22 protein-coding genes are annotated in these 23,758 nt (G+C 68.6%); 4 read left to right on the top strand and 18 right to left on the bottom strand.

Annotated elements, in window-relative coordinates:
- Positions 1-49: 49 nt before the first annotated feature.
- The 7 genes from ACZ3HV_RS24325 to kdpF all read right to left on the bottom strand — a co-directional run bounded on the left by ACZ3HV_RS24325 (position 50) and on the right by kdpF (position 8,900).
- The gene (locus ACZ3HV_RS24325) at positions 50-892 is read right to left on the bottom strand and encodes a hypothetical protein (RefSeq protein ID WP_465687261.1); all 843 of its coding nucleotides are present in this window, start codon (positions 890-892) and stop codon (positions 50-52) included.
- 113 nt (positions 893-1,005) lie between these two features.
- Positions 1,006-1,683 (bottom strand): response regulator, encoded by a 678-nt coding sequence (locus ACZ3HV_RS24330; RefSeq protein WP_465687262.1) that lies wholly within the window; start codon positions 1,681-1,683, stop codon positions 1,006-1,008.
- Positions 1,684-1,816: 133 nt separating this feature from the next.
- Positions 1,817-4,396: a sensor histidine kinase gene (locus tag ACZ3HV_RS24335; protein WP_465687263.1), complete on the bottom strand. Its 2,580-nt coding sequence runs from the start codon at positions 4,394-4,396 to the stop codon at positions 1,817-1,819.
- A 17-nt stretch (positions 4,397-4,413) separates the two neighbouring features.
- Entirely contained in the window at positions 4,414-5,061 is a 648-nt protein-coding gene (gene kdpC, locus ACZ3HV_RS24340) for a K(+)-transporting ATPase subunit C (RefSeq protein ID WP_465687264.1), read from the bottom strand.
- Between the two features lie 13 nt (positions 5,062-5,074).
- Positions 5,075-7,111 (bottom strand): potassium-transporting ATPase subunit KdpB, encoded by a 2,037-nt coding sequence (gene kdpB / locus ACZ3HV_RS24345; RefSeq protein WP_465687464.1) that lies wholly within the window; start codon positions 7,109-7,111, stop codon positions 5,075-5,077.
- A gap of 38 nt (positions 7,112-7,149) precedes the next feature.
- Positions 7,150-8,811, bottom strand: coding sequence for a potassium-transporting ATPase subunit KdpA (kdpA, locus tag ACZ3HV_RS24350; RefSeq protein WP_465687265.1), 1,662 nt, complete (start codon positions 8,809-8,811; stop codon positions 7,150-7,152).
- Complete coding sequence (gene kdpF / locus ACZ3HV_RS24355; protein ID WP_131363646.1) at positions 8,811-8,900, bottom strand: K(+)-transporting ATPase subunit F; 90 nt, start codon at positions 8,898-8,900, stop codon at positions 8,811-8,813. The genes kdpA and kdpF overlap by 1 nt, the downstream gene beginning before the upstream one ends.
- A 247-nt stretch (positions 8,901-9,147) precedes the next feature.
- Between kdpF and ACZ3HV_RS24360 the strand changes: the two genes are divergently transcribed.
- Entirely contained in the window at positions 9,148-9,771 is a 624-nt protein-coding gene (locus ACZ3HV_RS24360; protein WP_465687266.1) for a hypothetical protein, read from the top strand.
- On the opposite strand, the gene ACZ3HV_RS24365 is transcribed toward ACZ3HV_RS24360, so the two are convergent.
- Positions 9,768-10,574: a PhzF family phenazine biosynthesis protein gene (locus ACZ3HV_RS24365; protein WP_465687267.1), complete on the bottom strand. Its 807-nt coding sequence runs from the start codon at positions 10,572-10,574 to the stop codon at positions 9,768-9,770. The genes ACZ3HV_RS24360 and ACZ3HV_RS24365 overlap by 4 nt on opposite strands.
- Before the next feature lie 63 nt (positions 10,575-10,637).
- The gene (locus ACZ3HV_RS24370; RefSeq protein ID WP_465687268.1) at positions 10,638-11,033 is read right to left on the bottom strand and encodes a RidA family protein; all 396 of its coding nucleotides are present in this window, start codon (positions 11,031-11,033) and stop codon (positions 10,638-10,640) included.
- A 135-nt stretch (positions 11,034-11,168) separates the two neighbouring features.
- On the opposite strand from ACZ3HV_RS24370, the gene ACZ3HV_RS24375 reads away from it, so the two are divergent.
- Complete coding sequence (locus ACZ3HV_RS24375; RefSeq protein WP_465687269.1) at positions 11,169-12,266, top strand: TIGR03118 family protein; 1,098 nt, start codon at positions 11,169-11,171, stop codon at positions 12,264-12,266.
- Position 12,267: 1 nt separating this feature from the next.
- Here ACZ3HV_RS24375 and ACZ3HV_RS24380 read toward each other — a convergent pair whose 3' ends face one another.
- The 6 genes from ACZ3HV_RS24380 to ACZ3HV_RS24405 form a co-directional block, all read right to left on the bottom strand.
- Positions 12,268-13,143, bottom strand: a complete 876-nt coding sequence (locus ACZ3HV_RS24380) for a GNAT family N-acetyltransferase (RefSeq protein ID WP_465687270.1) — start codon at positions 13,141-13,143, stop codon at positions 12,268-12,270.
- 25 nt (positions 13,144-13,168) lie between these two features.
- Positions 13,169-13,855, bottom strand: coding sequence for an NAD(P)-dependent oxidoreductase (locus ACZ3HV_RS24385; protein WP_465687271.1), 687 nt, complete (start codon positions 13,853-13,855; stop codon positions 13,169-13,171).
- A gap of 56 nt (positions 13,856-13,911) precedes the next feature.
- Positions 13,912-14,400: a MarR family winged helix-turn-helix transcriptional regulator gene (locus ACZ3HV_RS24390; protein ID WP_465687272.1), complete on the bottom strand. Its 489-nt coding sequence runs from the start codon at positions 14,398-14,400 to the stop codon at positions 13,912-13,914.
- Between the two features lie 47 nt (positions 14,401-14,447).
- A complete protein-coding gene (locus ACZ3HV_RS24395) occupies positions 14,448-15,260 on the bottom strand; it encodes a class I SAM-dependent methyltransferase (RefSeq protein ID WP_465687273.1) in 813 nt (270 codons plus the stop codon).
- A 71-nt stretch (positions 15,261-15,331) separates the two neighbouring features.
- Positions 15,332-15,895 (bottom strand): cysteine dioxygenase, encoded by a 564-nt coding sequence (locus ACZ3HV_RS24400; protein WP_465687274.1) that lies wholly within the window; start codon positions 15,893-15,895, stop codon positions 15,332-15,334.
- On the bottom strand, positions 15,892-16,797 hold the full coding sequence (locus ACZ3HV_RS24405; RefSeq protein WP_465687275.1) for an amidohydrolase family protein: 906 nt from the start codon (positions 16,795-16,797) through the stop codon (positions 15,892-15,894). Before ACZ3HV_RS24405 ends, ACZ3HV_RS24400 begins: the two co-directional genes overlap by 4 nt.
- Before the next feature lie 116 nt (positions 16,798-16,913).
- On the opposite strand from ACZ3HV_RS24405, the gene ACZ3HV_RS24410 reads away from it, so the two are divergent.
- The gene (locus ACZ3HV_RS24410) at positions 16,914-17,924 is read left to right on the top strand and encodes a LacI family DNA-binding transcriptional regulator (RefSeq protein WP_465687276.1); all 1,011 of its coding nucleotides are present in this window, start codon (positions 16,914-16,916) and stop codon (positions 17,922-17,924) included.
- Between the two features lie 144 nt (positions 17,925-18,068).
- Here ACZ3HV_RS24410 and ACZ3HV_RS24415 read toward each other — a convergent pair whose 3' ends face one another.
- Entirely contained in the window at positions 18,069-18,884 is an 816-nt protein-coding gene (locus ACZ3HV_RS24415; RefSeq protein WP_465687277.1) for an SDR family NAD(P)-dependent oxidoreductase, read from the bottom strand.
- Positions 18,881-19,711: an SDR family NAD(P)-dependent oxidoreductase gene (locus ACZ3HV_RS24420; RefSeq protein WP_465687278.1), complete on the bottom strand. Its 831-nt coding sequence runs from the start codon at positions 19,709-19,711 to the stop codon at positions 18,881-18,883. The genes ACZ3HV_RS24415 and ACZ3HV_RS24420 overlap by 4 nt, the downstream gene beginning before the upstream one ends.
- Positions 19,712-19,835: 124 nt before the next feature.
- On the opposite strand from ACZ3HV_RS24420, the gene ACZ3HV_RS24425 reads away from it, so the two are divergent.
- Positions 19,836-20,378, top strand: a complete 543-nt coding sequence (locus ACZ3HV_RS24425; protein WP_465687279.1) for a PadR family transcriptional regulator — start codon at positions 19,836-19,838, stop codon at positions 20,376-20,378.
- Positions 20,379-20,705: 327 nt separating this feature from the next.
- Here the strand turns inward: ACZ3HV_RS24425 and ACZ3HV_RS24430 are convergent, their stop codons facing one another.
- Positions 20,706-23,639, bottom strand: a complete 2,934-nt coding sequence (locus ACZ3HV_RS24430) for a M36 family metallopeptidase (protein ID WP_465687280.1) — start codon at positions 23,637-23,639, stop codon at positions 20,706-20,708.
- Positions 23,640-23,758: the final 119 nt, after the last annotated feature.

Genomic DNA, 23,758 nt, shown 5'->3' on the forward strand with positions numbered 1-23,758 from the left:
GCACAGCCGAAGGCCCTCCCCGGCACCCGGGGAGGGCCTTCGGCTGTCTTCAGATGCGGTTGTAGGCCTTCAGCGTGCGGAGGGCACCGACGGTGACGATGCCTCGGTACTCCATGGTGGAGGCGGGGCCCGGGGGTTCCCAGGTGATGGCCCAGCCGCCGTCGGGTTGCTGGTCTGCGACGAGGCGATCCAGGTGGGCTTCCAGTTGGGCGTCGGTAAAGAGCGGGCGCCAGAAGCTGTCCGGTGTCGACGCGAGGTGCAGCGGAGTGACGCCGTACGTCGGGTCTGCGGCGTCGGCCCGGAACCACTGGAGCTTCGGGAGCCAGTCCCGGACCCGGTCGATGTCCGCGTCATCGGTGTGTTCGAGGAACTCGAGCGCCTCATGCAGGCCGTGGGCGTCCTCGGGCAAGCCCTTGGCCAACTCGGCGGCGCACCAGGCCCCGGCCTTGTCGCGCCACGGGTGCGCGACGCCGAGCTTGTACAGGCGACCGACCAGCCCCGCGGTCGGGTTGAGACCGGGCTGGTAGGTCCACTCGCTGATGTGCTCGGCGCGCGGGTACTGCTCGACGACCGGTGCACAAAGCGACACCGCACCGTCGGAGTTCGCGGTGAGGCCCAGCCAGTCCACGGCCCGGCGGATCATCACGTCGTCGCGGGCTCCCGCCGCGAGCATGGTGTCGAACGCGACCTCCACGTCCAGCGCGAGGCTGTCCGGGCAGCGCTTGTCCGGCTCCAGACCGTGCCCGAAACCACCATCGGCGTTCTGGTATCCGCGCAGCGCATCGACCACGCCGTGCGGGTCGGCGTCCTCGAAGACCGTCGCGAACAACCGGCTCTCGACCAGCCGGGCCTCCCGGCGTACGAAATCACGACCTGCGGTGAAGATGTCCATGCCTCTACCTTGGCGCAGATCCGGGCCGAGGTCTTGAACGAAACAGACACTCGTGAGGCCGACGGCCGTGTTCGTGGCGGCCATCCTGACAGTGAGGTAGCCATCAGCCGGGCTTAAGGCTCGAAGCGGTAGCCCATTCCTGGTTCGGTCAGGAGGTGTTTGGGGCGGGCGGGATCGGTCTCGAGCTTGCGGCGGAGCTGGCCCATGTAGAAGCGAAGGTTGCCGCTGGCGGTCTCGTAGCCAGGGCCCCAGACCTCGGTGAGGAGCTGGCGCTGGGACATCAGCTTGCCGGGATGCCGAACCAGGACCTCGAGCAGGTGCCACTCGGTCGGGGTGAGGCGGATGTCCTCGCCGGTCTCCAGGGTGACCCGCTTCGCGGCCAGGTCGACCGTGGCACTGCCCACTGTCACCACCGGCTGGTCCTGCGCGATGTTGCTGCGACGCAGTACGGCGCGCATCCGGGCCAGCAGCTCGTCGATCCCGAACGGCTTGGTCACGTAGTCGTCCGCGCCGGCATCCAGCGCCTCGACCTTGTCGGTCTGGTCGCTCCGCCCGGACAGCACCAGGATCGGCGCCTCGGTCCAGCCCCGCAGCCCACGGATCACGTCGACCCCGTCGAGGTCCGGTAGCCCCAGGTCGAGGATCACCAGCTCCGGCGGGTGTTGCGCCGCCACCTTCAACGCCGCCGTACCGCTGCCGGCCAGATGAACCTCGTAGCCGCGGGCCTTCAGGTTGATCTGCAGCGCCCGCACGATCTGTGGCTCGTCGTCCACCACCAAGACCCTGGTCATGGGGCCTCCCGGCCTGGACTGAGGAGCGGAGGGAGCGCAGCGACCGGAGGGAGCGCAGCGACCGGAGGGACAAGGGAAGGCCGGGAGTAACAGCCCCATGACCCGCCGCGCCGGAGGCGTGGCATCAATACCGTCATTCGTACACCTCCGGTTCGGAGCGTTCCCGAGCCCCTGGCACCGGTACGTCGGCTGGTCGCAGGGTTGCGGTCGGGATCGCCACCACCATGGTCAGCCCACCGCCCGGGGTGTCCTCGGGCTGCAACGTGCCGTGCATCGCCTCGGTCAGACCGCGGGCCAGCGCCAACCCGAGGCCGACGCCGACCGTGTTGTCGGTGTCGCCGAGCCGCTGGAACGGCGCGAAGACGCGGTCCCGATCCTGGCGCGGGATCCCCGGTCCTCGGTCGATCACCCGGATCTCGACGGTGTCGCCGAGCGCGCTCCCGGTGATCAGCGGCGGCCGTCCGGGCGGCGAGTAACGGACCGCGTTGGCCAGCAGGTTCGCCATGACGCGCTCCAGCAGCGCTGGGTCGGCCTCGACCAGCGGCAGCGTGTGCGGGATATCCACCGTGACCTTGTCGCCGTCGTCGCCCAGCTCGGCCAGGACGCCGGGAATGATCTCGTCCATCGCCATCGGCCGCGTGAAGACAGGCAGTACGCCGGCCTGCAGCCGGCTGAGGTCGAGCAGGTTGTCCACGAGTCGCGACAACCGGTCGAGCGACTCGTCCGCCGTCTCCAGCAGCTCGGCGCGCTCGGACTCGGTCCACTCCACATCGTCGCTGCGCAGGCTGGTCACGGACGCCTTCGCCGAGGCGAGTGGCGAGCGGAGATCGTGGCCGACCGCCCGGAGCAACGCCGTACGCAGCTTGTCGGCCTCGGCCAGCGGCTTCGCCTCGGCGGCGGCCTCGCTCAGCCGCGCCTTGTCGACCAAAGCAGCCGCGTGGGCGGCGAACGCCCCGACCAGCCGGCGCTCGTCCGCGGCCAGCTGATGGCCCTGGAGAACCAGGACCAGGTTGTCGCGGGCCGGGATCTCGGCATCGCCTTCCTCGGGCCGGCCGCAGGTCATCGTCCCGGCCGACGCCAACGGCCGCCAGACCTCGGTCAGCTCGTCGTCGTCCACCCGCTCCATCAGGCAGGCTCCGGTCATCCCGAAGGCCTCGCGAACCCGTTCGAGCAGGGCGGGCAGAGCGGTCTCGCCCCGCAACACGGAACCGGCCAATGTCGCCAACGTCTCCGACTCGGCGGCCGCGCGGGCCGCCTGTCTGGTCCGGCGGGCCGCCCGGTCGACGACCGAGCTGACCATCGCGGCCACCAGGATGAAGATCGCGAGGGCGAGCGCGTTGTTCAGCTCGGCGATCGTGAAGGTCCGCTTCGGTGGCGTGAAGAAGTAGTTCAGTACGACGGTGCCGCCGATCGCCGTGACCATGGCCGGCCACAACCCACCGACGAGGGCCACGACGACCACGGCCAGCAGGAAGGCCAGCACGTTGCTGGTCAGGTTGAGGTTGTCCCCGCCCAGGCCGAGCACCAGGGCGAGCACCGGCGGCAGAACGATGGCCAGGATGAAGCCCTGGACCTTGCGGCGCCGGGACAGGCTGCCCCGCAACCGCGGTAGCCGGCCGCGGCCCATCTGCGAGTGGGTGACGATGTGAACGTCGATGTCACCGGAATCGCGGATCGTGCTGGACCCGATCCCCGGGCCGGTCAGCACCGACGACAGCCGGGACCGGCGGGAGCCGCCGAGCACCAGCTGGGTCGCGTTCTCGGCGCGGGCGAACGTCAGCAGTGCGGCCGGGATGTCGTCACCGACCACCTGGTGATAGGTGCCACCGAGGCTCTCGACCAGATTGCGCTGCTCGGCCAGCCGTTTCGGGTCGGCGCCGGTCAGACCGTCGGAGCGGGCGACGTGGACGGCGAGCAGGTCTCCACCGGCGGACCTGGCGGCGATGCGGGCGGCACGCCGGATCAGCGTCTCACCCTCGGGACCGCCGGTGAGCGCGACGACGACGCGCTCCCGGGCCTCCCAGGTCGAATCGATGTCATGCTGCGCACGGTACTGCTGCAGGCCGGCGTCGACCCGGTCGGCGAGCCAGAGCAGCGCGAGTTCGCGCAGGGCGGACAGGTTGCCGACCCGGAAGTAGTTGCCCAGGGCAGCGTCGATCTTGTCCGCCGTGTAGACGTTGCCGTGGGCCATCCGGCGGCGCAGCGCCTCCGGCGTCATGTCCACCAGCTCGATCTGGTCGGCGGCCCGGACCACCCGGTCCGGGACCGTCTCCTGCTGCGGTACGCCGGTGATCTTCTCGACCACGTCGTTGATCGACTCGAGGTGCTGGATGTTGACCGCCGAGATCACGTCGATCCCGGCGGCCAGCAGCTCCTCGATGTCCTGCCAGCGCTTCTCGTTCCGGCTGCCCGGCACGTTGGTGTGCGCCAGTTCGTCGACCAGCGCGACCTCGGGCCGCCGGGCCAGCACCGCGTCGATGTCCATCTCGGTGAAGCTGGCACCGCGGTAGTCGAGGATCCGGCGCGGAACCACCTCGAGGCCCTGGAGCATCTCGGCGGTGTGTTCCCGGCCGTGGGTCTCGATGAACCCGACCACCACGTCGGTGCCGCGGGTCAGCCGGCGCTGACCCTCGCCCAGCATCTTGTAGGTCTTCCCTACACCGGGCGCGGCACCGAGGTAGATCCGCAGATGCCCGCGGCCGCTCTTACTCATACCCCCATGCTCTCAGTTCAGCTCAACGCCGCGAGAGCGTTGTTGAGCTTGACCACGTTGACGCGGGGTTCACCCAGGAAGCCCAGGGCTCGACCCTCCGTGTTCTCCTTCACCAGTTGCTGGACCTTGGCCACGTCCAGGCCACGCTCGCGGGCGACTCTGTTCACCTGCAGCGCGGCGTACGCCGGGCTGATGTGCGGGTCGAGGCCGCTCGCGCTGGCCGTGAGTGCGTCCGGCGGCACCTGGGACGGGTCCACGCCCTCGAGCGCGGCGACGGCCTTCTTCCGCTCCTCGATCGCCGCGAGCAGGTCGGCGTTGTTCGGGCCGAGGTTCGAGCCCGAGCTGGCCATCGCGTCGTAGTCGACCGCGGACGGCCGGGACTGGAACCACATCGGGTCGGCCTCCATCACCGGCTTGCCGTCGGCGTCGACCTCCGGCTTGCCGTCCTTGGTCGCCTGCTTGGTGTACGGCTGGCCGATCAGGTCGGAGGCCACGTCCTTGCCGTTGACCTGGACGATCGAGCCGTTCGCGTTGCTGTGGAACAGCGCCTGCGCCACGCCGGTCATGGCCAGCGGATAAATGATGCCGAGGGCAACGGTAAAGACCAGCAGGGCCCGGATTGCGACCCCGAACTGGCGAACCGAGCCGGGGAGATTGCTTGCCATTGACAAATACCTTTCAGCCGAGCCCGGGGATCAAGGAGATCACCAGGTCGAGGAGCTTGATACCGATGAACGGGGTGATCAGACCGCCGACGCCGTAGATCAGAAGGTTGCGCCGCAGCATCGCCGACGCCGACGACGGCTTGTACTGGACACCCCGCAGAGCCAGCGGCACCAGCGCCACGATGACGAGCGCGTTGAACACGATGGCGGACACGATCGCCGACTCCGGCGAGTGCAGCCCCATGATGTTCAGCTTGTCCAGTCCCGGGTACGCCGCCGCGAACAACGCCGGCAGGATGGCGAAGTACTTCGCGACGTCGTTGGCGATCGAGAACGTGGTCAGCGAACCACGGGTGATCAGCAACTGCTTGCCGATCTCGACGATCTCGATCAGCTTGGTCGGGTTGGAGTCGAGGTCGACCATGTTGCCGGCCTCCTTGGCGGCCGACGTACCGGAGTTCATCGCCACCCCGACGTCGGCCTGGGCCAGCGCAGGTGCGTCGTTGGTGCCGTCACCCGTCATCGCGACCAGCCGGCCGCCCTCCTGCTCCTTCTTGATCAGCGCCATCTTGTCCTCGGGCGTCGCCTCGGCCAGGAAGTCGTCGACCCCGGCCTCCTCGGCGATCGCCTTCGCGGTCAGTTGGTTGTCACCGGTGATCATCACGGTCCGGATGCCCATCCGGCGCATCTCGTCGAACCGCTCCCGCATGCCTTCCTTGACCACGTCCTTGAGGTGGATGACGCCCAGCGGACGCGCCTTCCCGTTGACGTTCTCGGCGACGACCAGCGGCGTACCGCCAGAGGCCGAGATGCCGTCGACCATCTCGCCGAGCTTCGGGTCGGTGGTGCCGCCGTTCTGGTTGATCCAGGCGTTGACCGCACCGGCCGCGCCCTTGCGGACCTGACGGCCGTCCACGTCGACGCCGCTCATCCGGGTCTGCGCGGTGAACTCCACGAAGTGCGCGTGCGGTAGTTCGCCGGTGTGCCGTTCCCGCAGGCCGTAGCCGGTCTTCGCCAGTACGACGATCGATCGGCCCTCCGGTGTCTCGTCGGCCAGGCTGGACAGCTGCGCCGCGTCGGCCAGCTCGGTGTCCGACACGCCCTCGACCGGGATGAACTCCGACGCCTGCCGGTTGCCCAGCGTGATGGTGCCGGTCTTGTCCAGCAGCAGCGTGTTCACGTCACCCGCGGCCTCGACCGCACGACCCGACATGGCCAGCACGTTGCGCTGGACCAACCGGTCCATGCCGGCGATACCGATGGCCGACAGCAGGGCCCCGATGGTGGTCGGGATCAGGGCGACCAGCAAAGCCACCAGGATCACGATGTTCAGGTGCACGTTGGCGTAGTTCGCGAACGTCGGCAGCGTCGCCACCGCGATCAGGAAGACGATCGTGAGGCTGGCGAGCAGGATGTTCAGCGCGATCTCGTTCGGCGTCTTCTGCCGCGAGGCGCCTTCGACCAGGGCGATCATCCGGTCGATGAAGCTCTCGCCTGGCTTGGTGGTGATCTTCACGACGATCCGGTCCGACAGGACCTTGGTGCCGCCGGTGACCGCGCTGCGGTCGCCACCGGACTCGCGGATCACCGGCGCGGATTCACCGGTGATGGCGGACTCGTCGACGCTGGCCACGCCCTCGATCACGTCGCCGTCGCCGGGGATGATCTGTCCGGCCTCGACGACCACCCGGTCGCCCAGTTGCAGCGCGGTGGCCGGGACCTCTTCCTCACCGGTGTCGGTGAGGCGTCGCGCGGTGGTCTCGGTCTTCGCCCGCCGCAGCGTCTCGGCCTGCGCCTTGCCGCGGCCTTCGGCCACAGCTTCGGCCAGGTTGGCGAACACGACGGTCAGCCACAGCCAGACCACGATCCACCAGACGAAGACGCTGGGGTCGGTGATGGCCTTGATCGTGGACGCGACCGCCCCGACCTCGACCACGAACATCACCGGGTTCCGCACCATCACCCGCGGGTCGAGCTTGCGCAGCGCGTCCGGCAAGGAGGTGAGCAGCATCTTCGGGTCGAACGCACCCGAGGCTGCTTTCTTCGCCACCTTCTCCGGAGCCGGAGGAGGGGTCTTCACTAGCGTGGTCACAGTCCCTCCGCGAGGGGTCCGAGGGTGAGAGCAGGGAAATAGGTCAGGCCGGTGACGATCAGGACTACTCCGACCAGCATCGCCACGAACAGCGCCTTGTGAGTGGGCAGCGTGCCCTGGGTCACCGGGACCGGCTGCTGCTGGGCGAACGAGCCGGCCAGGGCCAGCACGATCACGATCGGCACGAACCGGCCGAGCAGCATGACGAGCCCGAGGGCCGTGTTGTAGAAGGGGATGTTCGCGCTGATACCGGCGAACGCGCTGCCGTTGTTGTTACCGGCCGAGGTGAAGGCGTACAGCACTTCGGAGAAGCCGTGTGGGCTGTCTGTGTTGAGAATCGAAGCCCGCGCCGTCGCCAGGCCCATCGCGATCGAGGCACCGACCAGTACGAGGGTCGGGGTGGCCAGGATGTAGAGCGAGACCAGCTTCATCTCGCGGCCGGTGATCTTCTTCTTCAGGTACTCCGGGGTCCGGCCGACCATCAGCCCGGCCACGAAGACCGTCAGGACGGCGAGCACGAGGATGCCGTACAGACCGGTTCCCGTACCGCCAGGCGTCACTTCTCCCAGCATCATGTGGAACAGGGGCACGCCTCCACCGAGTGGGGTGAACGAGTCGTGCATCGAGTTGACCGCGCCGGTCGACGTACCCGTGGTGGAGACGGCGAACAGCGACGACGCCCACTCACCGAAGCGGGTCTCCTTGCCCTCCATCGCGGCGCCGGCGGCCCGGGTCGCGGTGCCCGCGCCCTGGACCTCGAAGATCGTCGCGAGGGCGACGAAGGAGGCCCAGATCGTAGTCATCACGCCGAGGATCGCGTAGCCCTGCCGCTTGTCCTTCACCATCACGCCGAAGGTCCGGGTCAGGCAGACCGGGATCAACAGCAGCAGGAAGATCTCGAACAGGTCGGACAGCGGGTTCGGGTTCTCGAACGGGTGCGCGGAGTTCGTGTTGTAGTAGCCACCACCGTTGGTGCCGAGCTCCTTGATCACTTCCTGGCTCGCCACCGGACCACCGGGGAGGGTCTGCGTCTGGCCGACCACCGAGGTGACCTCGTGGCCGCCGGAGAAGTTCTGGACGACACCCATCGCGACGAGCAGCAGGCCGCCCAGGATCGCGATCGGCAGCAGGACCCGGATCACGGTCCGGGTCAGGTCGACCCAGAAGTTACCCAGCCGGTCGGTCTTGTTCCGGGCGAAACCGCGGATGACCGCGATCGCGACCACGATGCCGACGGCCGCGGACAGGAAGTTCTGGACGGCGAGGCCGGCGAACTGGACCAGGTGGCCCATCGTGACCTCGGGGACGTAGGACTGCCAGTTGGTGTTCGAGACGAAGGATGCGGCGGTGTTGAACGCCAGTCCCGACTCGACTCCGGGCAGACCGTTGGACAGCGGCAGGGCGTGCTGCAGCCGCTGGATCAGGTAGAGCAGGATCACGCTCACGGCGGAGAACGCGACCACCGACCGGGCGTAGACCGCCCAGGTCTGCTCGGCCTTCGCGTCTACCCCGAACAGCTTGTAGGCACCACGCTCGACCCGAGAGTGCTTCTCGCTCGAGTAGACCCTGGCCATGTACCCACCGAACGGCCGGTATGCGGCGGCCAGGAGCACGATGAGTAGGCCGACCTGCAACAGGCCGGCTCCGGTGTCGGACATCAGAACCTCTCGGGAAAGATCAGGGCGGCGACCAGATAGAGGACCAGGGCCACGGCGACCACCAGGCCGGCGATGTTCTCGGCGCTCACAACTTCTCCACTCCACGCAGCGCGTACCAGATGGCCGCGAACACGACGACAGTGACGGCGAGATAGATGACGTCAGCCATGACGGCTCCACCTCGTGGCAAAAGTGCTCATGAGTTCACTGCACACCGCTAGCTGCCCGCTCAGGAGTGTTCTGACAGCCCTCTCACACCCGCTGACAGAGCTCTCACACGCTTCTCACATACTTACGCCTGGCATTCCCACCAACGGACAAGGGAAGAACAAGCACGTGACTGAACTGGACACCACCGCCCCCGCAGAGCAGTTCTTCTCCGCGGAGACCCGGGACGCGCTCGTCGAGGCGAGCCGCAAGCTCGCCGAGCGTCTCCAGGCCCACACCGACGCCCTGCTCGCGATGACCGGCGAGGAGGAGCAGTCCGCGCTCTACGAGCAGAACGCCGCCCTCGAGGAGCTCGTCGAGGACTGGAACGACGCCGTCTTCGAGCACACCGGCACGTCGCCGCTGCTGCTGGACGACGCGGTCGACGACGAGGACGAGGAAGACATCGAGCAGAACCAGGTGATCAGCGTGGTGTCGCGGTTCGACCTGCGCGTGGTCGACCTGGACGCGCTGCTCGAGGCCGGCCGGGCCGCGCAGGAACGGCACCCGGCCGAGCTCGACGAGAGCGTCGAGGCCGAGCCGGTGAACTCCGCCGAGCAGGCCATCTACGAGATCAGCCGTGAGGTCGGGGAAGCGTGGTTCGAGCTCCCCGGGATCGAGATGGTGGCCGGCGCCCGCGCGTACGTCGTACCGGAGCACCCGTTCGAGCCCCTGGACGCGGACGCCGAGGACGTGGTCACCGAGCTGATCGCCCCGAACGGCGTGGCCACCCACGCCGAGACCTGGGCCTAGACGAGCAGTTCACCGTCGAGCACGGTGAGCGCTTGTCCTCTCATGTAGACCCGGTCTCCGGCTGACACGACCCGGACGACACCGCCTCGGGGGGACGCCTGGTAGCCGACCAGCTCGTCCCGCCCGAGGCGCCCGGCCCAGTACGGCGCCAGCGCGGTGTGCGCACTCCCGGTCACCGGATCCTCCGGGATTCCGCTCCCAGGCGCGAAGAACCTCGACACGAAGTCGTACTGCGCACTCGCGGCGGTCACCGTGACACCACGGATCTTCTCCCGGTCGGTGATCTCGGCGATCGCCCGCAGGTCCGGAGTGACGCCGAGGACCGTCGGCTCGTCCGGCACCACGACCATCAGGTCGCGCAACTCACCGGTGATGCAGACGGCCTCCGGCTCAATACCCAGCGCCGCGGCCAGCCCGTCCGGGACCGGCGTCTCGATCGGCCGGTTGACCGGGAAGTCGAGCGTGATCCAGTCCCCCGCCGCCTCCGCGATCAGGATGCCGCTCAGGGTTGCGAACGCGACCTTGCCGGCCACCTTCCCGTCCGCCGCCAGCGCGTGTGCGGTCGCGAGCGTCGCGTGCCCGCACAGAACCACTTCCTTCACCGGCGTGAACCAGCGCAGGTCCCAGTCCGCGTCGGCCCGTTCCGACGGCCGCGCGAAGGCGGTCTCGGCGTGCTTCAGCTCGGCCGCGACCGCCTGCATCCAGGACTCGTCCGGCCAGGCTCCGGCCGGGAGCAGACACACTCCGGCCGGGTTTCCGGCGAACGGACGATCAGCGAAGGCGTCGACAACCCGAATCCTCATACGCTCGACGCTAGAGCGGCGTACGCACGCTTTCCATAGCCACTTCCGGACCGAGTGGACCGCTCAGGCCATGGCCACGGCGTCGATCTCGAGGAGCCAGTCCTCGGCGTAGATGTCGCAGATGATGACCGTGAGAGCCGGTGCGTGCGCGCCGAGGACCTCCTCGCGGATCTTCGAGTTCAGCGCGCGGTACTGCCGGTCGGACAGGTACGTCGTCACCTTCACCAGGTTCCGGATCCCCATCCCGCCCTCGGACAGCACCGAGAGCACGTTCCGCCAGACCATCCGGCACTGTGCCTCGAAGGTCTCCGGCACCCGGCCGTGCTCGTTGCCCCACGGCACCTGGCCACTGACGAACACCATCCGCCGGGCTCCGTCGACCTGGACGCCGTGCGTGTAGTTCCCGGCCGCCGCCGGCAGGATCGCCGGGTTCAGCGGCTCGATCGCAAGTCCTGACATGTATTCCCCCTCCTACTCACCCAAGTGCTTCCCCGCCCCGAGGTACTCGCTCATGTCTACCTTGCCGCGGTTGAACCGCCTAGCCCACCTGGCCGTATCGATGGTGTTCCGCATCCCGACCGACAGGAAAGTGACATGTCGCTTCGCTCGAAGGGCCGTCCACTCGCTACTGCGGCCGCATTTGTCAGCGGTCTTGCGCTGATCGCCCCGGCAACCGCCAGCGCACACCAGTCCCACCACACGCCACTCGCCGTACAGCAGGTCAACCTGGTCTCGGACCAGGCCGGCAAGGCCGCTCTGCAGGACGCCGACCTGGTCAACCCGTGGGGCCTCTCCCTCGGCGCGGCCACCCCGGTGTGGTCGTCCAACAACGGTACGTCGACCTCCACGCTGTACTCGTCCGCGCCAGGCTCGACCACCGCGACCAAGGTGCCTACGGTCCGGGTGACCGTCCCGTTGCCGACCGGGCAGGTCAACAACCCCGGCACCGGGTTCGTCCTCACCAACGGGACAGTGAGCGCGCCGGCCCGGTTCATCTTCGCGACCCTGACCGGCCAGATCGCCGCCTGGGGTCCGCCGGTCACCCCGGCGATCGGTGCCGCTCAGATCAAGGCGACCACGCCAGGCGCCGTCTATACCGGTCTGGCGATCTCCCCGACCGCTGACCGGCTGTTCGCGGCCAACTTCGCGCAGGGCCGGATCGACGTGTTCGACACCACGTTCACCCTGGTGAACAAGCCACGGTGGGCATTCCGGGACTTCCACCTGCCGAAGGGGTACTCGCCGTTCAACGTGCAGACCCTCAACGGCCGGATCTTCGTCGCCTACGCCAAGGTCGACCCGAAGACCGGTGAGGAGAAGGCCGGCCGCGGACTCGGCTTCGTCGACGAGTACACCGTGGACGGAAGACTGGTCACCCGGGTCGCCTCGCGGGGCACGCTGAACGCTCCATGGGGTCTGGCGCTGGCTCCTGCCGCCTGGGGTGAGCCCGCCGGGACCCTCCTGGTCGGCAACTTCGGCGACGGCCGGATCACCACCTTCGTGCCGAAGTCGCACGGCGGGTACAAGTCCGACGGCCTGGTCCGGAACACACACGGCAAGACCCTGGTGATCGACGGCCTGTGGGCACTCCTGCAAGGTACGGCGACCACGGGCGGCACCGACGCGCTGCTGTTCTCGGCCGGACCGGACGACGAGACCCACGGCTTGCTCGGCGTACTGCGCAAGCCCTGACCTATCGCAGGGACTTCTCGAACCAGTGGTGGGCGTAGGGCTCGGTGTTGAACGCCGGCACCTCCCGATAGCCCGCCGCGCGGTAAAGGGCGATCGCCTCGGTGAGATTGCGGTTGGTCTCCAGCCGCACTACGGGGGCACCGTAGGCGATCGCCTTCCGCTCGAGCTCGACCAGTAACCGCCGCCCCAGCCCGAGGCCTCGCGCCTCCGGCGACACCCACATCCGTTTGATCTCGGCCGGTTCGTCGCCGTGCAGCTTCAACCCACCACAGCCGACCGGTTCCGTGTGCAGCGTTGCCACCAGCAACAACCCGGCCGGCAACGTGAGCTCGTCCTGATCCGCCGAGATGCTCTTGGCGGGATCGAATCCGGCGTCGAACCTCCTCCCGAGCTCGGTGAAGTACGACTCCACGCAGTACTGCGCATCCGCCCGCCGCGGATCCACCACCTCGACCCGCACCATCGACGCGACCAGCAACCGCGACACCTCATCCATCGCCGCGACCAAGCGAGCCTGCTGCCGCTCACTCAGGGGCTCCAGGATCGAAGCCGCGAGTTCGTCGGATCGTTCGTCGAGCAGGTCACGCTCGGCGATTCCCCTGGCAGTCAACCGCGCGATCCGCACCCGGCCATCACCATCGCCGGCCTCGACCCGGACCAGTCCGGCTCCTTCCAGCGATCGCAGCAACCGGCTGAGATACCCGGAGTCGAGCTCGAGCCGAGCCCGCAGCGACCTGACGTCACAGCTGTCCGGACCGATCTCCCACAGCACCCGCGCCTGCCCGAGCGGCCGATCACGCGAGAGGTACGCGTCGTTCAGCGCCCCGACCCGCTGCGTGACGACCCGGTGGAATCTCCTGACCTCGGCGACACCCATTCTCTGACTTTAGTCAGAGAATCGCTCAGTTGGCGATACCGACGACTTGTTTGATGCTTTCGGGCTGGTCGATCATGCTCAGCATGTGGTGGGCGACATCGGCGCGCGAGACGCTGAAGCCGCCGCGGATGTTCTGGCCGTACGCCGTGCGATAGACGCCGGTGAGGGGTTTGTCGGTCAGCTTCGGCGGGCGGGAGATCGTCCAGTCCAGGCCGCTGTCGCGGACCACGTCCTCCATCAGCGCGAGGTCCTCGTAGTGCGCGCGGAACATCGACTGCGCGAACCGTACGCCGAGATGCCGCATGAAGAACCCGTCACCCGGATCGTGCTTCGGCGGATGCGGGCGACCCGGCGAGGGCACCGTGCCGATCGGGGCAGCGCTGACCACGATCAGGCGGCGGGTCCCGACGGACTGCATCGCTTCGACGATGGCGCGCGTACCGCGTGAGGTGACGCCCGCGTCGGTCTTCGGGTTCCGCGGGCCAAGGCCGGAGAGTACGGCGTCAGCCCCGTCCACCGCCGCCGCAAGGACATCCCGATCCGGGTCGGCCAGGTCGGCAGCGACGATGTGCACGTTCCCGTCATGGCTCGGCAGGTTCGCCGGCGTCCGGACCACGGCGGTGACCTCCTGCCCCGCGGCCAGCGCCTGCTCGAACAGGTGCCGGCCGATACCGCCGGTCGCAGCGAAGATAGTGACTCGATTTCGTATCATATGAAAACCATACGATACGCGATCAAGCCGATCAACATCCGCGTACTTGTTGGGTGCTAGGCCTCGGCGAGGGCCGCGGTGGCGGAGTTGCCCGCGGTAGTGGTGCGTTGGAGGAAGTCGACGAGGATCTCGAGCTCGGCGACGGAATAGTCGGTGAGGATGCCGTCCAAGGTGCCGTTCATCCCGGAGTAGAGCTGGTACACCTCGGCATTGCGATCTCGGAGGACGCGGACCGTCACAGCCCGGCGGTCGGCGCCCTCCGGATCCCGTTCACGCACGATCCAGCCGCCGCGCTGCAACCGATCGAGTACGCCGGTCAGCGTCGCCGGATGCAGTCCCGCCCGCCGAGCCACCGCACTCGGGCTCATCGGTCCGTACCGCCCGATCAGCTCAAGACAATCCAGATCGACGTCCTTGAGCTCGAGGCGCGCGCCGACCTGCCGATTGAGCAGCGCGAGCTGGTTACTCAACTCCCGCAGCGAGTCCTTGATCTCGGTCGCCAGCCGCCGCCGGCTCCGCCCGCCACCAGAAGCTCCCGAACTCATAAGATCCGCTCCTCAGGTCATACGACATCCACACAAGACCTTAGCCGTCAGGCACGCTGCCCGACACCGAACAGCAGCGAGCTGGCCTGCACCAGGTCCGGATACCTGTCCGCAAGCCGCGCGCACTCCAGTGCGGTCCGCAGCGGATCCGGCTCCAGCAGACTGTCCGGCAACAGCCGTCCCCGGTAGTGCGCGTCGATCATCACCGTCAGCCAGCCGCCCGGACCGGTCAGCCCGTGAATCGTCACCCCGCGCAGACCGGCGTTCATCAGCTCGGACCGCAGTTGAGCGACCGTGTGGTACGTCGTCTGCGCCATCCGATCGTTGTCCGGACTGAACCCGTCGCGAAGGATCTCGCTCACCACGCGCTCCCGCTCGATGAGCGTGTTGGCCAGGGTCGAGCCGATCAGGTTGGCCGCCCGGTTGATCGCGACCACCGCGACGAAGCCGCCGAGCTTGGTCACCCGGATCGCCTCGCGCAGCGCCAGCCGTCGATCGGCCGCCTCTCGCAGGTGGTACATCGGACCGGCGACGAAGGCCGCGTCGAACTCCTCGTCCTCCCAGGGCAGCTCTCGCGCATCACCCTGGACGGCGCTGATCCCGATCTCGGTCGCCTGCGCGATGTGCCGCTCGACCGGGTCGATCAGCTGAACGTCGTACCCACGGTGCCGCAGCCAGCTCGCGTGCACGCCGGGCCCGCCGCCGATATCCGCCACCGCCGCGGGTGGCGGCGGCAGATACCGGCTGAGCAGGTCCTGGACCCGCGCCAGCTCCAGTCGTCCCTTGATCGTCGAGCCCAGCCGGCTCGCTTCGTCATACCGCTCGGTGTAGTGCTTCTCGAGCTCCACATGCGTCGTCATGACCAGCAATCCTGGACACGAACCGCCACCCCCGGCAGGCCAGATCCCGGGGCAACCCGGGGCAGATCTTCTCAGTCGAGCGGGCGGAGTTCGTCGGCGTACGAGACCGAGACCCGGCGGAGCACGCCGTCCTTGACGGAGTACTGGCCCATGCGCCACAGCGGCGGGCTGTAGGCGTGGACGGTGATGCTGCCCTTGTCGAGGCCGGTGAGGCGGTGGATGTGGTCGGGGCCGAAGCCGTAGACGTCGCCGCACTCGACCTCGGTTTCGATCGACTCGGTGCCGATGGCCAGGTTGTGCTCAACGAGCTTGCCCTTGGCCACCGCGACCGCACCGGAGGAGACGTCGTGGTCGTGCCAGCCGGTGTCGTTGACCGGCGTCCAGCAGATCAGCCAGACGTCGACGTTGGCGTCGCGGTGCAGCGAGGCGAACACCCGCTCCTCGTCGCTGTAGGCGACCTTGTCCTCCCACAGCTGCGGCTGCGCGGCGATCGACGCGGCCAGCTCGGACAGCTCCGCGGGGTCGAGGTCGCGGCCCGGAAGGTTGTCCAGCGACAAACAGTCGTTGAGCTCCACGAGCCGGCTGGCCTGGCGCGCCGGCACGACGGGTACGTCGGTGATGGGCTGAGCAGTCACTGCACTCCCCTCTCAGGAGTAGGTGTACCGGCGCCGAACAGCAGCCGGTGCGGATTGTCGTGGCGGATCACCGCGGTCGCGGCGTCGCCCTGGCGGAGCTCGGTGACTCCGGCGTACGGCCGGTCGGTGCCGTGCACGACCTGGTCGATGCCGAGAACGCGGGCCACCGCGTCGATCCCCTGCGGGCCGTAGCTCGAGGTGTCGACGTACAAGTTGGGGTCGATGGTGCCGAGCCGGCCGCCGCGCGCGGCCAGCCGTTCGTGGTGCACCGGGGCCAACCCTGCCGCAGCCGCGAAGCACAGCCGCAACTTCGGGTACGAACGTCGCCCACCGAACGCGTGCCACGACCACCAAGCGGCCTGCAGCTGGCTCGTGTAGTCGACCACCGGCGCCCACCAGCACAGCGCCTCGTCGACCGGCTGGGCCACACCCGGGTGGACGAGGATCGGCTTGTTCAGCCGCTCGACCGCGGCAAGCACTTCACCCAGCGCGGCCCACCCGGTCGGGGTGCCGAGCACATGCGCGGGCAACTGCAGCCCGAGAAAACCCTTGTCCAGAAGGGATTCCAGACCCTCGACGTCAGGATCGAGTAGCTCGACGGCCGCCCAGGCCCTGAACGGCGCCGGGAACTCCGCGGCCCCGGCGTGCCAGGCATCGAGCAGCGCGGCATCCCCGAGATGCTCGATGCCGAGCGGACTCGACAGCGATGCCACGGCGAGCGTCGTACCGGTGTCCTGCTCCAGAGCGACTCGCTTGTCGACCGCGTGCGCCGCCGGATCCACGTCGTACGGCGCTTCGGTCGCGGTGTGCAGCGTCCATCCGTCCAGGTACGGCGGCTCGGAGCGAGCCCGGAGCCGGTCGACGAACTCGGCCGGCCACAGGTGCTGGTGGACGTCGATCATCGGCCCCTCCTCCCGGCGGTTTGATCAGATTGAAGCGCTTCAGGATGATTAGAGTGAAGCGCTTCAAAGATCCCGTTGTCAAGTTTTTGTCCGAGGGGTGGCCTATGGTCATGGGCATGTCCGGAAGCAACCGGAGGCCGACCCTCAAGGACATCGCCGCCGAGACCGGGCTCTCGATGGCTGCTGTGTCCTACGCGCTCCGCGGTCTGCACGGGACTCCGGAGACCATGCAGCGCGTCCAGGACGCTGCCGAGCGCCTCGGCTACCAGGCCGACCCGGTCGCCCGCGCTCTCGCCTCGGGGCGGAGCGGATCGATCGGCGTGCTGTGCGCGTCCCTCGAGGATCTCTGGCAGCAGCGCCTCGCGGCCGCGCTCGGCCGGGAGCTGCTCGCGCCGGACCGGAACGCGTGGATCATCGACTCGGCCGGCGACGCCGACCGGCAACTCGAGCTCGCCCAGCACCTGGTCGACCACCGCGCCGACGCGATCGTGGTGATCCCGATCAACCCGGCCGCGAAGGGCTGGGCCGAGATCACCCGGCAGGCGCGGGTGATCGCGATCGGCGACGCACTGCCGGGTGCGAAGGCCAAGTCCGAGGTCGTGCTCGACAACGAGAGTGGTGTCAGCACGGCTCTGCGCCGGCTCGCGGACGCCGGCCACCGGCAGATCGCCGTACTCAGCCCGGCCCGCCGGTTCGAGGTCGAGCGGCCGGCCGAGGAGATCGCCCAGCGCGTCGGCGTCGACCTCAAGCTGAAGATCCGCATCCTGCAGTGCCCGCACGACCTGGCCGGCGCGACCGACGTCGCCCGTACGCTGCTCACCAGCACGCCACGCCCGACCGGCATCCTCGCGCTCGCCGACTCGATGGCCTTCGGGGTGTACGCCGCCGGCCGCGAGCTCGGCCTGAGAGTCCCGGACGACATCTCCCTGCTCGGGTACGACGACCAGCCGCTGTCCCAGCTGCTCACGCCGCCGCTGTCGACCTTCCACTGGCCGCTCGACGAGCTGGTCGCCGACGTCGTCGCCCGCGTCACCTCGGCCGTCGACACGAACCGCCGGGTCCGCCGGACCACCATCACCCCGACCCTGATCGAGCGCGGCTCGGTCGCCGCCCCGCCCTCCAACTGACGATGTTGGACAGCTCATCGCGACTGAAGATATTGGACAGCTCATCGCGTCAGGGCGGGACGACGACTGCTGAGCACCGGCATCCACACCCGCGAAACTAGACTATTTCACTAGACTTACTTCGCGTTGTCCACGATGCGAGCGTCACTTCGCGGCGAGATGCGGCCGCAGCTGCTCGGTCGCCGTCCACACGCGCCGCGCGAGCTCCCCGTCGTACGACACAGCCGACGACCGGACCGGCGTGAAGCGGTCGTAGTAGCCAGCGGGCACTTCTGGTCCGACCGCGAGTCGCACAACCGGCTCGGCGCCGCGGCGGGCCGGCAACGCGAACGCCTGGACCGCCGCGACCTGAAGCCGTGGGAACTGCCGCCCGAGATCCGTCCGCACCATGCCGGGGTGTACGGCGACCACGCTCAGTTCTGGCCGCCGGCGCTGCAGCTCATAGGTGAAGAGCAGATTGGCCAGCTTGCTCCGGCTGTAGGTGAGGAACGGATCGAACTCCTCCGGACCGTCCTCCAGGCGAGCCGGGTCGATCCGCACCACACCGCCGCGCATCGGCGACCGATGCCCCTCCGAGTTCACGTTGACGATCCGGCCGCCGGGCGGTATCAGCGGCGACAGCAGCGCCACGGCCGACCAGGGCGCGAGGTGATGTACGGCGAGATTGAGCTCGACCCCCTCGGCAGTCAGCTGACGGGTCGGCGTCATCACGCCCGCGTTGTTCACGAGTACGTCGATCCGGTCGGCGCCGGCCATGATCTCCGCGGCCACCTGCTGGACCCCGGCGCGCACGGACACATCTGCCGCGATGACAGTTGCCTGCGGCAACCGCTTGGCCAGGTCCGCGGCGCGATCCGGATCACGGCCGACCAGGAGCAACCGATGACCGTCCGCCGCCAACTGCTCGGCCGCCCGCCGTCCGAGCCCCGACGTGGCGCCGATCAGCACGATCGTCTTCACGGCTTGATACCGCTCAGGCCCAGCGTGCTGCTCAGGACGCGGTCACGGAGACCGGCCGGGAGCTTGGTGAGGACCGCACCCAGGGTGCGCGCATCGCCAACGGTGTAACGGCGCTTCGGCCGCGACACCTCGACGGCCCGAACGATGACCTCGGCAACCTTGTCCACCGGGCCGGGCTTGAACCGCGCGGTCGCCTTCTCGTAGGCCGCGAGATGCCCACGGTAGAGCGCCAGCCGATCGGCCCCGATCTGCCCGTGCGCCGCAGCCTCTGCTTCGCCCGCCTTCGTGAAGATCGCCGTCTCGGTGGAACCCGGCTCGACCACCACGACCGGGATGTGCCAGGGAGCGAGCTCCAGGCGGAGCGCGTTCGAGAGAGCTTCGAGGCCCGCTTTGCTGGCCGACAGCGCACCGAGCAGCGGAAACGCGATCCGCCCGGTCGCCGCACTCACGTTGATGATCCGGCCGGCGCCTGCCCGGACCAGGGGAAGGAACTCCCGGACGACGGACGCTGGGCCGAGGGTGTTCACCTCGAGTTGTCGCCGCCACTCGTCGGCCGGCACCAGCTCGAGTGGACCCTGAACGATCACGCCCGCGTTGTTGATCACCGCCCGCAGCCCGCCGACCTCCCCCGCGACCTGCTTGGCCGCGGCCGCGACACTCTCCGGATCCGCAACGTCCAGCGGCACCACGCGCACCCCCGCCCCGAGGTCGGCCCGCCCGCGCGCCCCGGCGTACACGGTGAAACCGCGGCGCCGGAGCAGGTCGACCGTCGCCACCCCGATGCCGCCGGTCGAGCCGGTGATGAGTACCGCACGACTGTCCGCCATATCGACTCCCTCAGGCTGAAATGTTCTATAGGACATGTCCCTAGGGACATAAGCGATCATGCAGATGTCCCGAGGGACATGTCAAGATGCTTTCCGGAGTACGACGACGATCGAAGGAGGCGCCATGTCGTTGCGGCACGGGCTGCTCGGGCTGCTCGCCGAGGGACCGGCCAGCGGGTACGACCTGGCCCGCCGGTTCACCGAGGTGCTGGGGTCGATCTGGCCGGCCCAGCACCCGAAGATCTACGCCGAGCTCGGCAAACTCGCGGCCGACGGCCTGGTCGAGGTCGAGAGTGAAGGCCCGCGGCGGCGGAAGGCGTACCGGATCACCGACGCCGGCGTGGCCGAGGTGAAGCGCTGGCTGACCGCGGTCGACGTCGACCACACCATGCGTCTGCAGCCGCTGCTGCGGTCGCTGTTCTTCTGGCTGATGGACACCGACGACCTGCAACGCCATCTCGAGGCCGAGGCGCGGTACTACACCCAACTCGCCGAGCAATACCGCGCGTACGCCGCCCGCAAGGACCGTGGCGAGTTCGGCTACAGCCCGCAGACCCAGTCGATGCGCGTCACCATCGAAGCCGGCATCCGCCTCTACTCCGCCCTCGCCGACTGGGCCGAGTGGGCCCAAACCGTACCGCCCGCCAAACCGTCCAACGACCACTGAGCCGCCACCCAATTCGGGCTCTTCGGCTCGACGTCTGGGTGCGAGCTGACTTGATTGTGTGGTCCGAGTGGCTGGCGGATCCGCCTGGGTGCGGGTTGTTTGGCGGCCGGGAGATGTCCGGTGGGATGGGCGTGGACTGGGGAGGTAAATGTGCCGTATTTAGGGTAAAACCCTCCCCAGTCTCGCCGCCTGTGGCCAAAATCCTCCACGAAGCCCGCGCCGGCCGCTGAGCCGCCAGCTCGGAGGTTGGCCCCTGAAATGGGGGCGGGAATGCCAGGAAGGCCGGCCGAGCGGATGCTCGACCGGCCTTCGCGGAGTGGTACGGCGTTACTTGGTGCCGAAGACCTGGATCTCGGTCATGTCGGTGAAGCTGCACCCGCTGAAGTTGCCGGCGGGGCAGTTCGTGGAGAAGTCCGGCACCTGCGGGCTCAGCAGCCAGACCCGCACGTACTGGACCCCGGTCGCGTTGCCGCTCGGGGTGAGCAGGTTGTACTTGCCCCGGTTGGCGGTCGTGAAGGTGCCCTCCTGGGCGGTCGCCCAGGTGGTGCCGTCGACCGACGTCTCGATCCGGTACTGACCGGTCGAGGCGCTGCCCGCGTCACCACAGGTGGCGGTCGGGTCGACGTTGAAGCCGCTGATGTTCACAGCCGCCGGCAGCTTGATGTCGACGTGCTTCGGGACGACCGTGCCGGTCGGGGTGCCGTTGTCGTCACCGGTGGTGCTGCCCCAGCCGGTGCCCTGGGCGTTGTCGATCGCACCACCCGGGCCACAGCCGAAGGAGCTGAAGTCCGGCCCGTTGAAGTCGGTGACCGTACCGCCGCCCGAGGCCGCGGCCCAGTTACGGCGGGGAACGAAGTCCGCCTTGGCGCCGGAGTTGACCTTGACGGGCTGGACGATGAGCTCGTAGCCCGGAGCGGCCACGACGACCTTCGGGTACGTGCCCGGAGCAACACCGGTGATGGCGTAGTTGCCGTTCGCGTCGGTCGAGGAGGCGTAGTCACCCGCGTAGCCGGAGGAGTGACCGCCGATGTAGACCAGGGCGCCGACGACCGGAGCCCCGGTGTCCTTGTCCTTCACGGTGCCGGTCAGGGTCGTGGTCGCCCCCGTCGGCGGCTTGTGGAAGTCCTCGGCCGGGAAGGCGTCGCCGCCGTCGACGACACCGGCATACCAGCCCATGCCGCGGTTGGCGAAGACGGTCCAGATGATGTCGGCGTTCTTGCCGCCGCTGGCGACCAGGTCGGCCTGCACAACCGCGTTGCGCATGTCGAGCATGGTCGGGTCGGCCGGTGCCAGCTCCATCGCGCGAGTGATGATGCTCATCGCGTACGGGCGACCGAAGCGCTCACGCAGGTCCCACAGGGTCTGCGCCCAGACCTCACCGGAGGAGTGCACCTCAGGCGTGCCGCCGATGGTCGGGAAGTCGCCGTACGTGTAGCCGCCCTTCGAGCCGTCGGGCTGGACGCAGTTCGGGCTGACCGCCTTCACCCGGCAGTCGATCGCCTGGGTGCGGAACAGCTGGCCGGCGGCGACGTACTTGCCCTCGAGGACCTCACCCGGAGCGGTGGTGTCCTTCTCCAGGCCGTGCGACACCAGGTAGTCCATGGCGTAGAAGTCGCTCCACGCCTCGCCCATCGAGCCGGCCTGGATGCTGTTCAGCGTCGAGTTGCCGGTCGCGTCGACGACCAGGCGGTTGGACAGACCGTGGGTGTACTCGTGGTACAGGACGCTCGCGTCGTTGGCGCCGCTGGCCGGGACGAACGGGTCCTGCGCGTCCGTCGTACCCGGGAAGTGCCACAGGTACATCTGCATGGTCGGCGGGGTACCGTCCGGCGGGGTCGACATGTTGGCGTTGTCGATGTGGTTGGCGTCCGGGCCGCCGTCGGCACCCGTGGCCGCGCCGTCCAGCGCGTTCAGGAGCACCGGGTCGCCGCCCGCGGCGTCGAAGGAACCAGCCGCCGGGGTGAAGCTGATCGGCGGCTTGGCCAGCCAGTCGTGGAAGTTGCTGGCCAGGTAGAACGCGTTGGTGACGTCCTGGTTCATGTTCGTCTTCCAGGAGTCCGGCTTGGCCGGGTCCCAGGTGCAGACGAACGTCGCCGAGCAGAGCGCGGAGGAGTTGTTCTGGAACGGCACCAGCTTGTACTCGGCGCCGGTCTTGGTGCCGGGCACCTTGACCGTCTCACCGGTGTTCGGCTGGTTGTCGTCGTTCACGTCCGCCCAGGCGGCCACCGACGTACCGTCCAGCAGGGTCTTGGCGTTCTTCGGCAGCCACTTGTTGTAGATCAGGTTCTCGACCCGCTGTGTGCCGCCCTTGGCCGCACCCGGGTAGTTGTCCTGCACCAGTGCATCGCCGTTGCCCTCGCTGACCAGGTCCTTGCGGTAGAGCAGGCTGCCGGTCTGGGCGTCGATGACGTGGTTGTAGATCTTCATGCCGCCGGCATTGACGTAGGTCAGCCAGCCCTTGCGCAGCCCGTCGGCGGTGTGGAACCACACCTGCCTGGCGGTGTCGCCGTTGCTCCAGGTGGTGGTGACACCGGCGGACTTGGCGGTCGCGGACTTCGCCGTACCGCCGATGTCCTCGGCGGCGGCGGTGCGGGCCCCCGCGGCCGTCACCTTCGGCGCTGCCTCGGCCGACTTCGCCTGGGCCTGCGAGGTCAGACCCGCGACCGGCGAACCCATGATCGAGATCAGCTGGCCGCTCTTGGTGACGTTGGCCTTCAGGCCGTTGCCGAAGACCTCGACACCGTCGACAACCTGGCTCCAGAACACGTGGTGGGTGCCGAGGTCGTCGACGTAGTCCTTGCGCAGCTTCAGCGTGGCCAGGTCGGCGTCGGAGAGCTTGAAGACCTCGGGGTGCGCCTTCACGTACGCCAGCGCGATGTCCTGCGCCTTCTTCGCGCTCTTGCCGGTCAGGAAGCCGTTCAGCTTGGTCACCTGGGCCGGGGTGCCGGTGTTCGGGTCGAGCTCGACGACACCCTGGGTGCCGAGCGAGTTCCGGAACTTCTCCGAGGCGGCGGTTTCCTTGCCGGCCACCTTGGCGGCGCGGGCGTTGGTGGTCTTGGCGTTCGGCGTCCGGGCGTCGTAGTTGGCCTTGCGCTCCTTGCCCGAAACGGTCTCGGACTGGGCCGCCTTGCCCTTCGCGTCACCCGGACCGGCGGTCTGTGCCGCGGTGGCGCCACCGGCGGCCGTCAAGGCCAGCGCGGTCGCGGCGGAGACAGCGGTGGTGACTACTAGGAGCCCCCGCCCTCTGCGTGATGTTGTCACTGCAAATCTCCATGGAGTTCGTGTTCGCGGGTCGCCCTCCACGACCCGTCCCGGGGGCTGACCTTAGGCCTGCCAGAGGTTCCTGGGAAGGAAAATCACCGGAATGGCGTGGAGACGAG

It is taken from the genome of Kribbella sp. NPDC020701 (assembly GCF_055562215.1).

Coding starts and splice junctions, on each gene's coding strand:
- ACZ3HV_RS24325 (WP_465687261.1), bottom strand. CDS start 892: ATGGACATCTTCACCGCAGGTCGTGATTTCGTACGCCGGGAGGCCCGG.
- ACZ3HV_RS24330 (WP_465687262.1), bottom strand. CDS start 1,683: ATGACCAGGGTCTTGGTGGTGGACGACGAGCCACAGATCGTGCGGGCG.
- ACZ3HV_RS24335 (WP_465687263.1), bottom strand. CDS start 4,396: ATGAGTAAGAGCGGCCGCGGGCATCTGCGGATCTACCTCGGTGCCGCG.
- kdpC (WP_465687264.1), bottom strand. CDS start 5,061: ATGGCAAGCAATCTCCCCGGCTCGGTTCGCCAGTTCGGGGTCGCAATC.
- kdpA (WP_465687265.1), bottom strand. CDS start 8,811: ATGTCCGACACCGGAGCCGGCCTGTTGCAGGTCGGCCTACTCATCGTG.
- ACZ3HV_RS24365 (WP_465687267.1), bottom strand. CDS start 10,574: ATGAGGATTCGGGTTGTCGACGCCTTCGCTGATCGTCCGTTCGCCGGA.
- ACZ3HV_RS24370 (WP_465687268.1), bottom strand. CDS start 11,033: ATGTCAGGACTTGCGATCGAGCCGCTGAACCCGGCGATCCTGCCGGCG.
- ACZ3HV_RS24375 (WP_465687269.1), top strand. CDS start 11,169: ATGTCGCTTCGCTCGAAGGGCCGTCCACTCGCTACTGCGGCCGCATTT.
- ACZ3HV_RS24380 (WP_465687270.1), bottom strand. CDS start 13,143: ATGGGTGTCGCCGAGGTCAGGAGATTCCACCGGGTCGTCACGCAGCGG.
- ACZ3HV_RS24385 (WP_465687271.1), bottom strand. CDS start 13,855: ATGATACGAAATCGAGTCACTATCTTCGCTGCGACCGGCGGTATCGGC.
- ACZ3HV_RS24390 (WP_465687272.1), bottom strand. CDS start 14,400: ATGAGTTCGGGAGCTTCTGGTGGCGGGCGGAGCCGGCGGCGGCTGGCG.
- ACZ3HV_RS24395 (WP_465687273.1), bottom strand. CDS start 15,260: ATGACGACGCATGTGGAGCTCGAGAAGCACTACACCGAGCGGTATGAC.
- ACZ3HV_RS24405 (WP_465687275.1), bottom strand. CDS start 16,797: ATGATCGACGTCCACCAGCACCTGTGGCCGGCCGAGTTCGTCGACCGG.
- ACZ3HV_RS24410 (WP_465687276.1), top strand. CDS start 16,914: ATGTCCGGAAGCAACCGGAGGCCGACCCTCAAGGACATCGCCGCCGAG.
- ACZ3HV_RS24420 (WP_465687278.1), bottom strand. CDS start 19,711: ATGGCGGACAGTCGTGCGGTACTCATCACCGGCTCGACCGGCGGCATC.
- ACZ3HV_RS24425 (WP_465687279.1), top strand. CDS start 19,836: ATGTCGTTGCGGCACGGGCTGCTCGGGCTGCTCGCCGAGGGACCGGCC.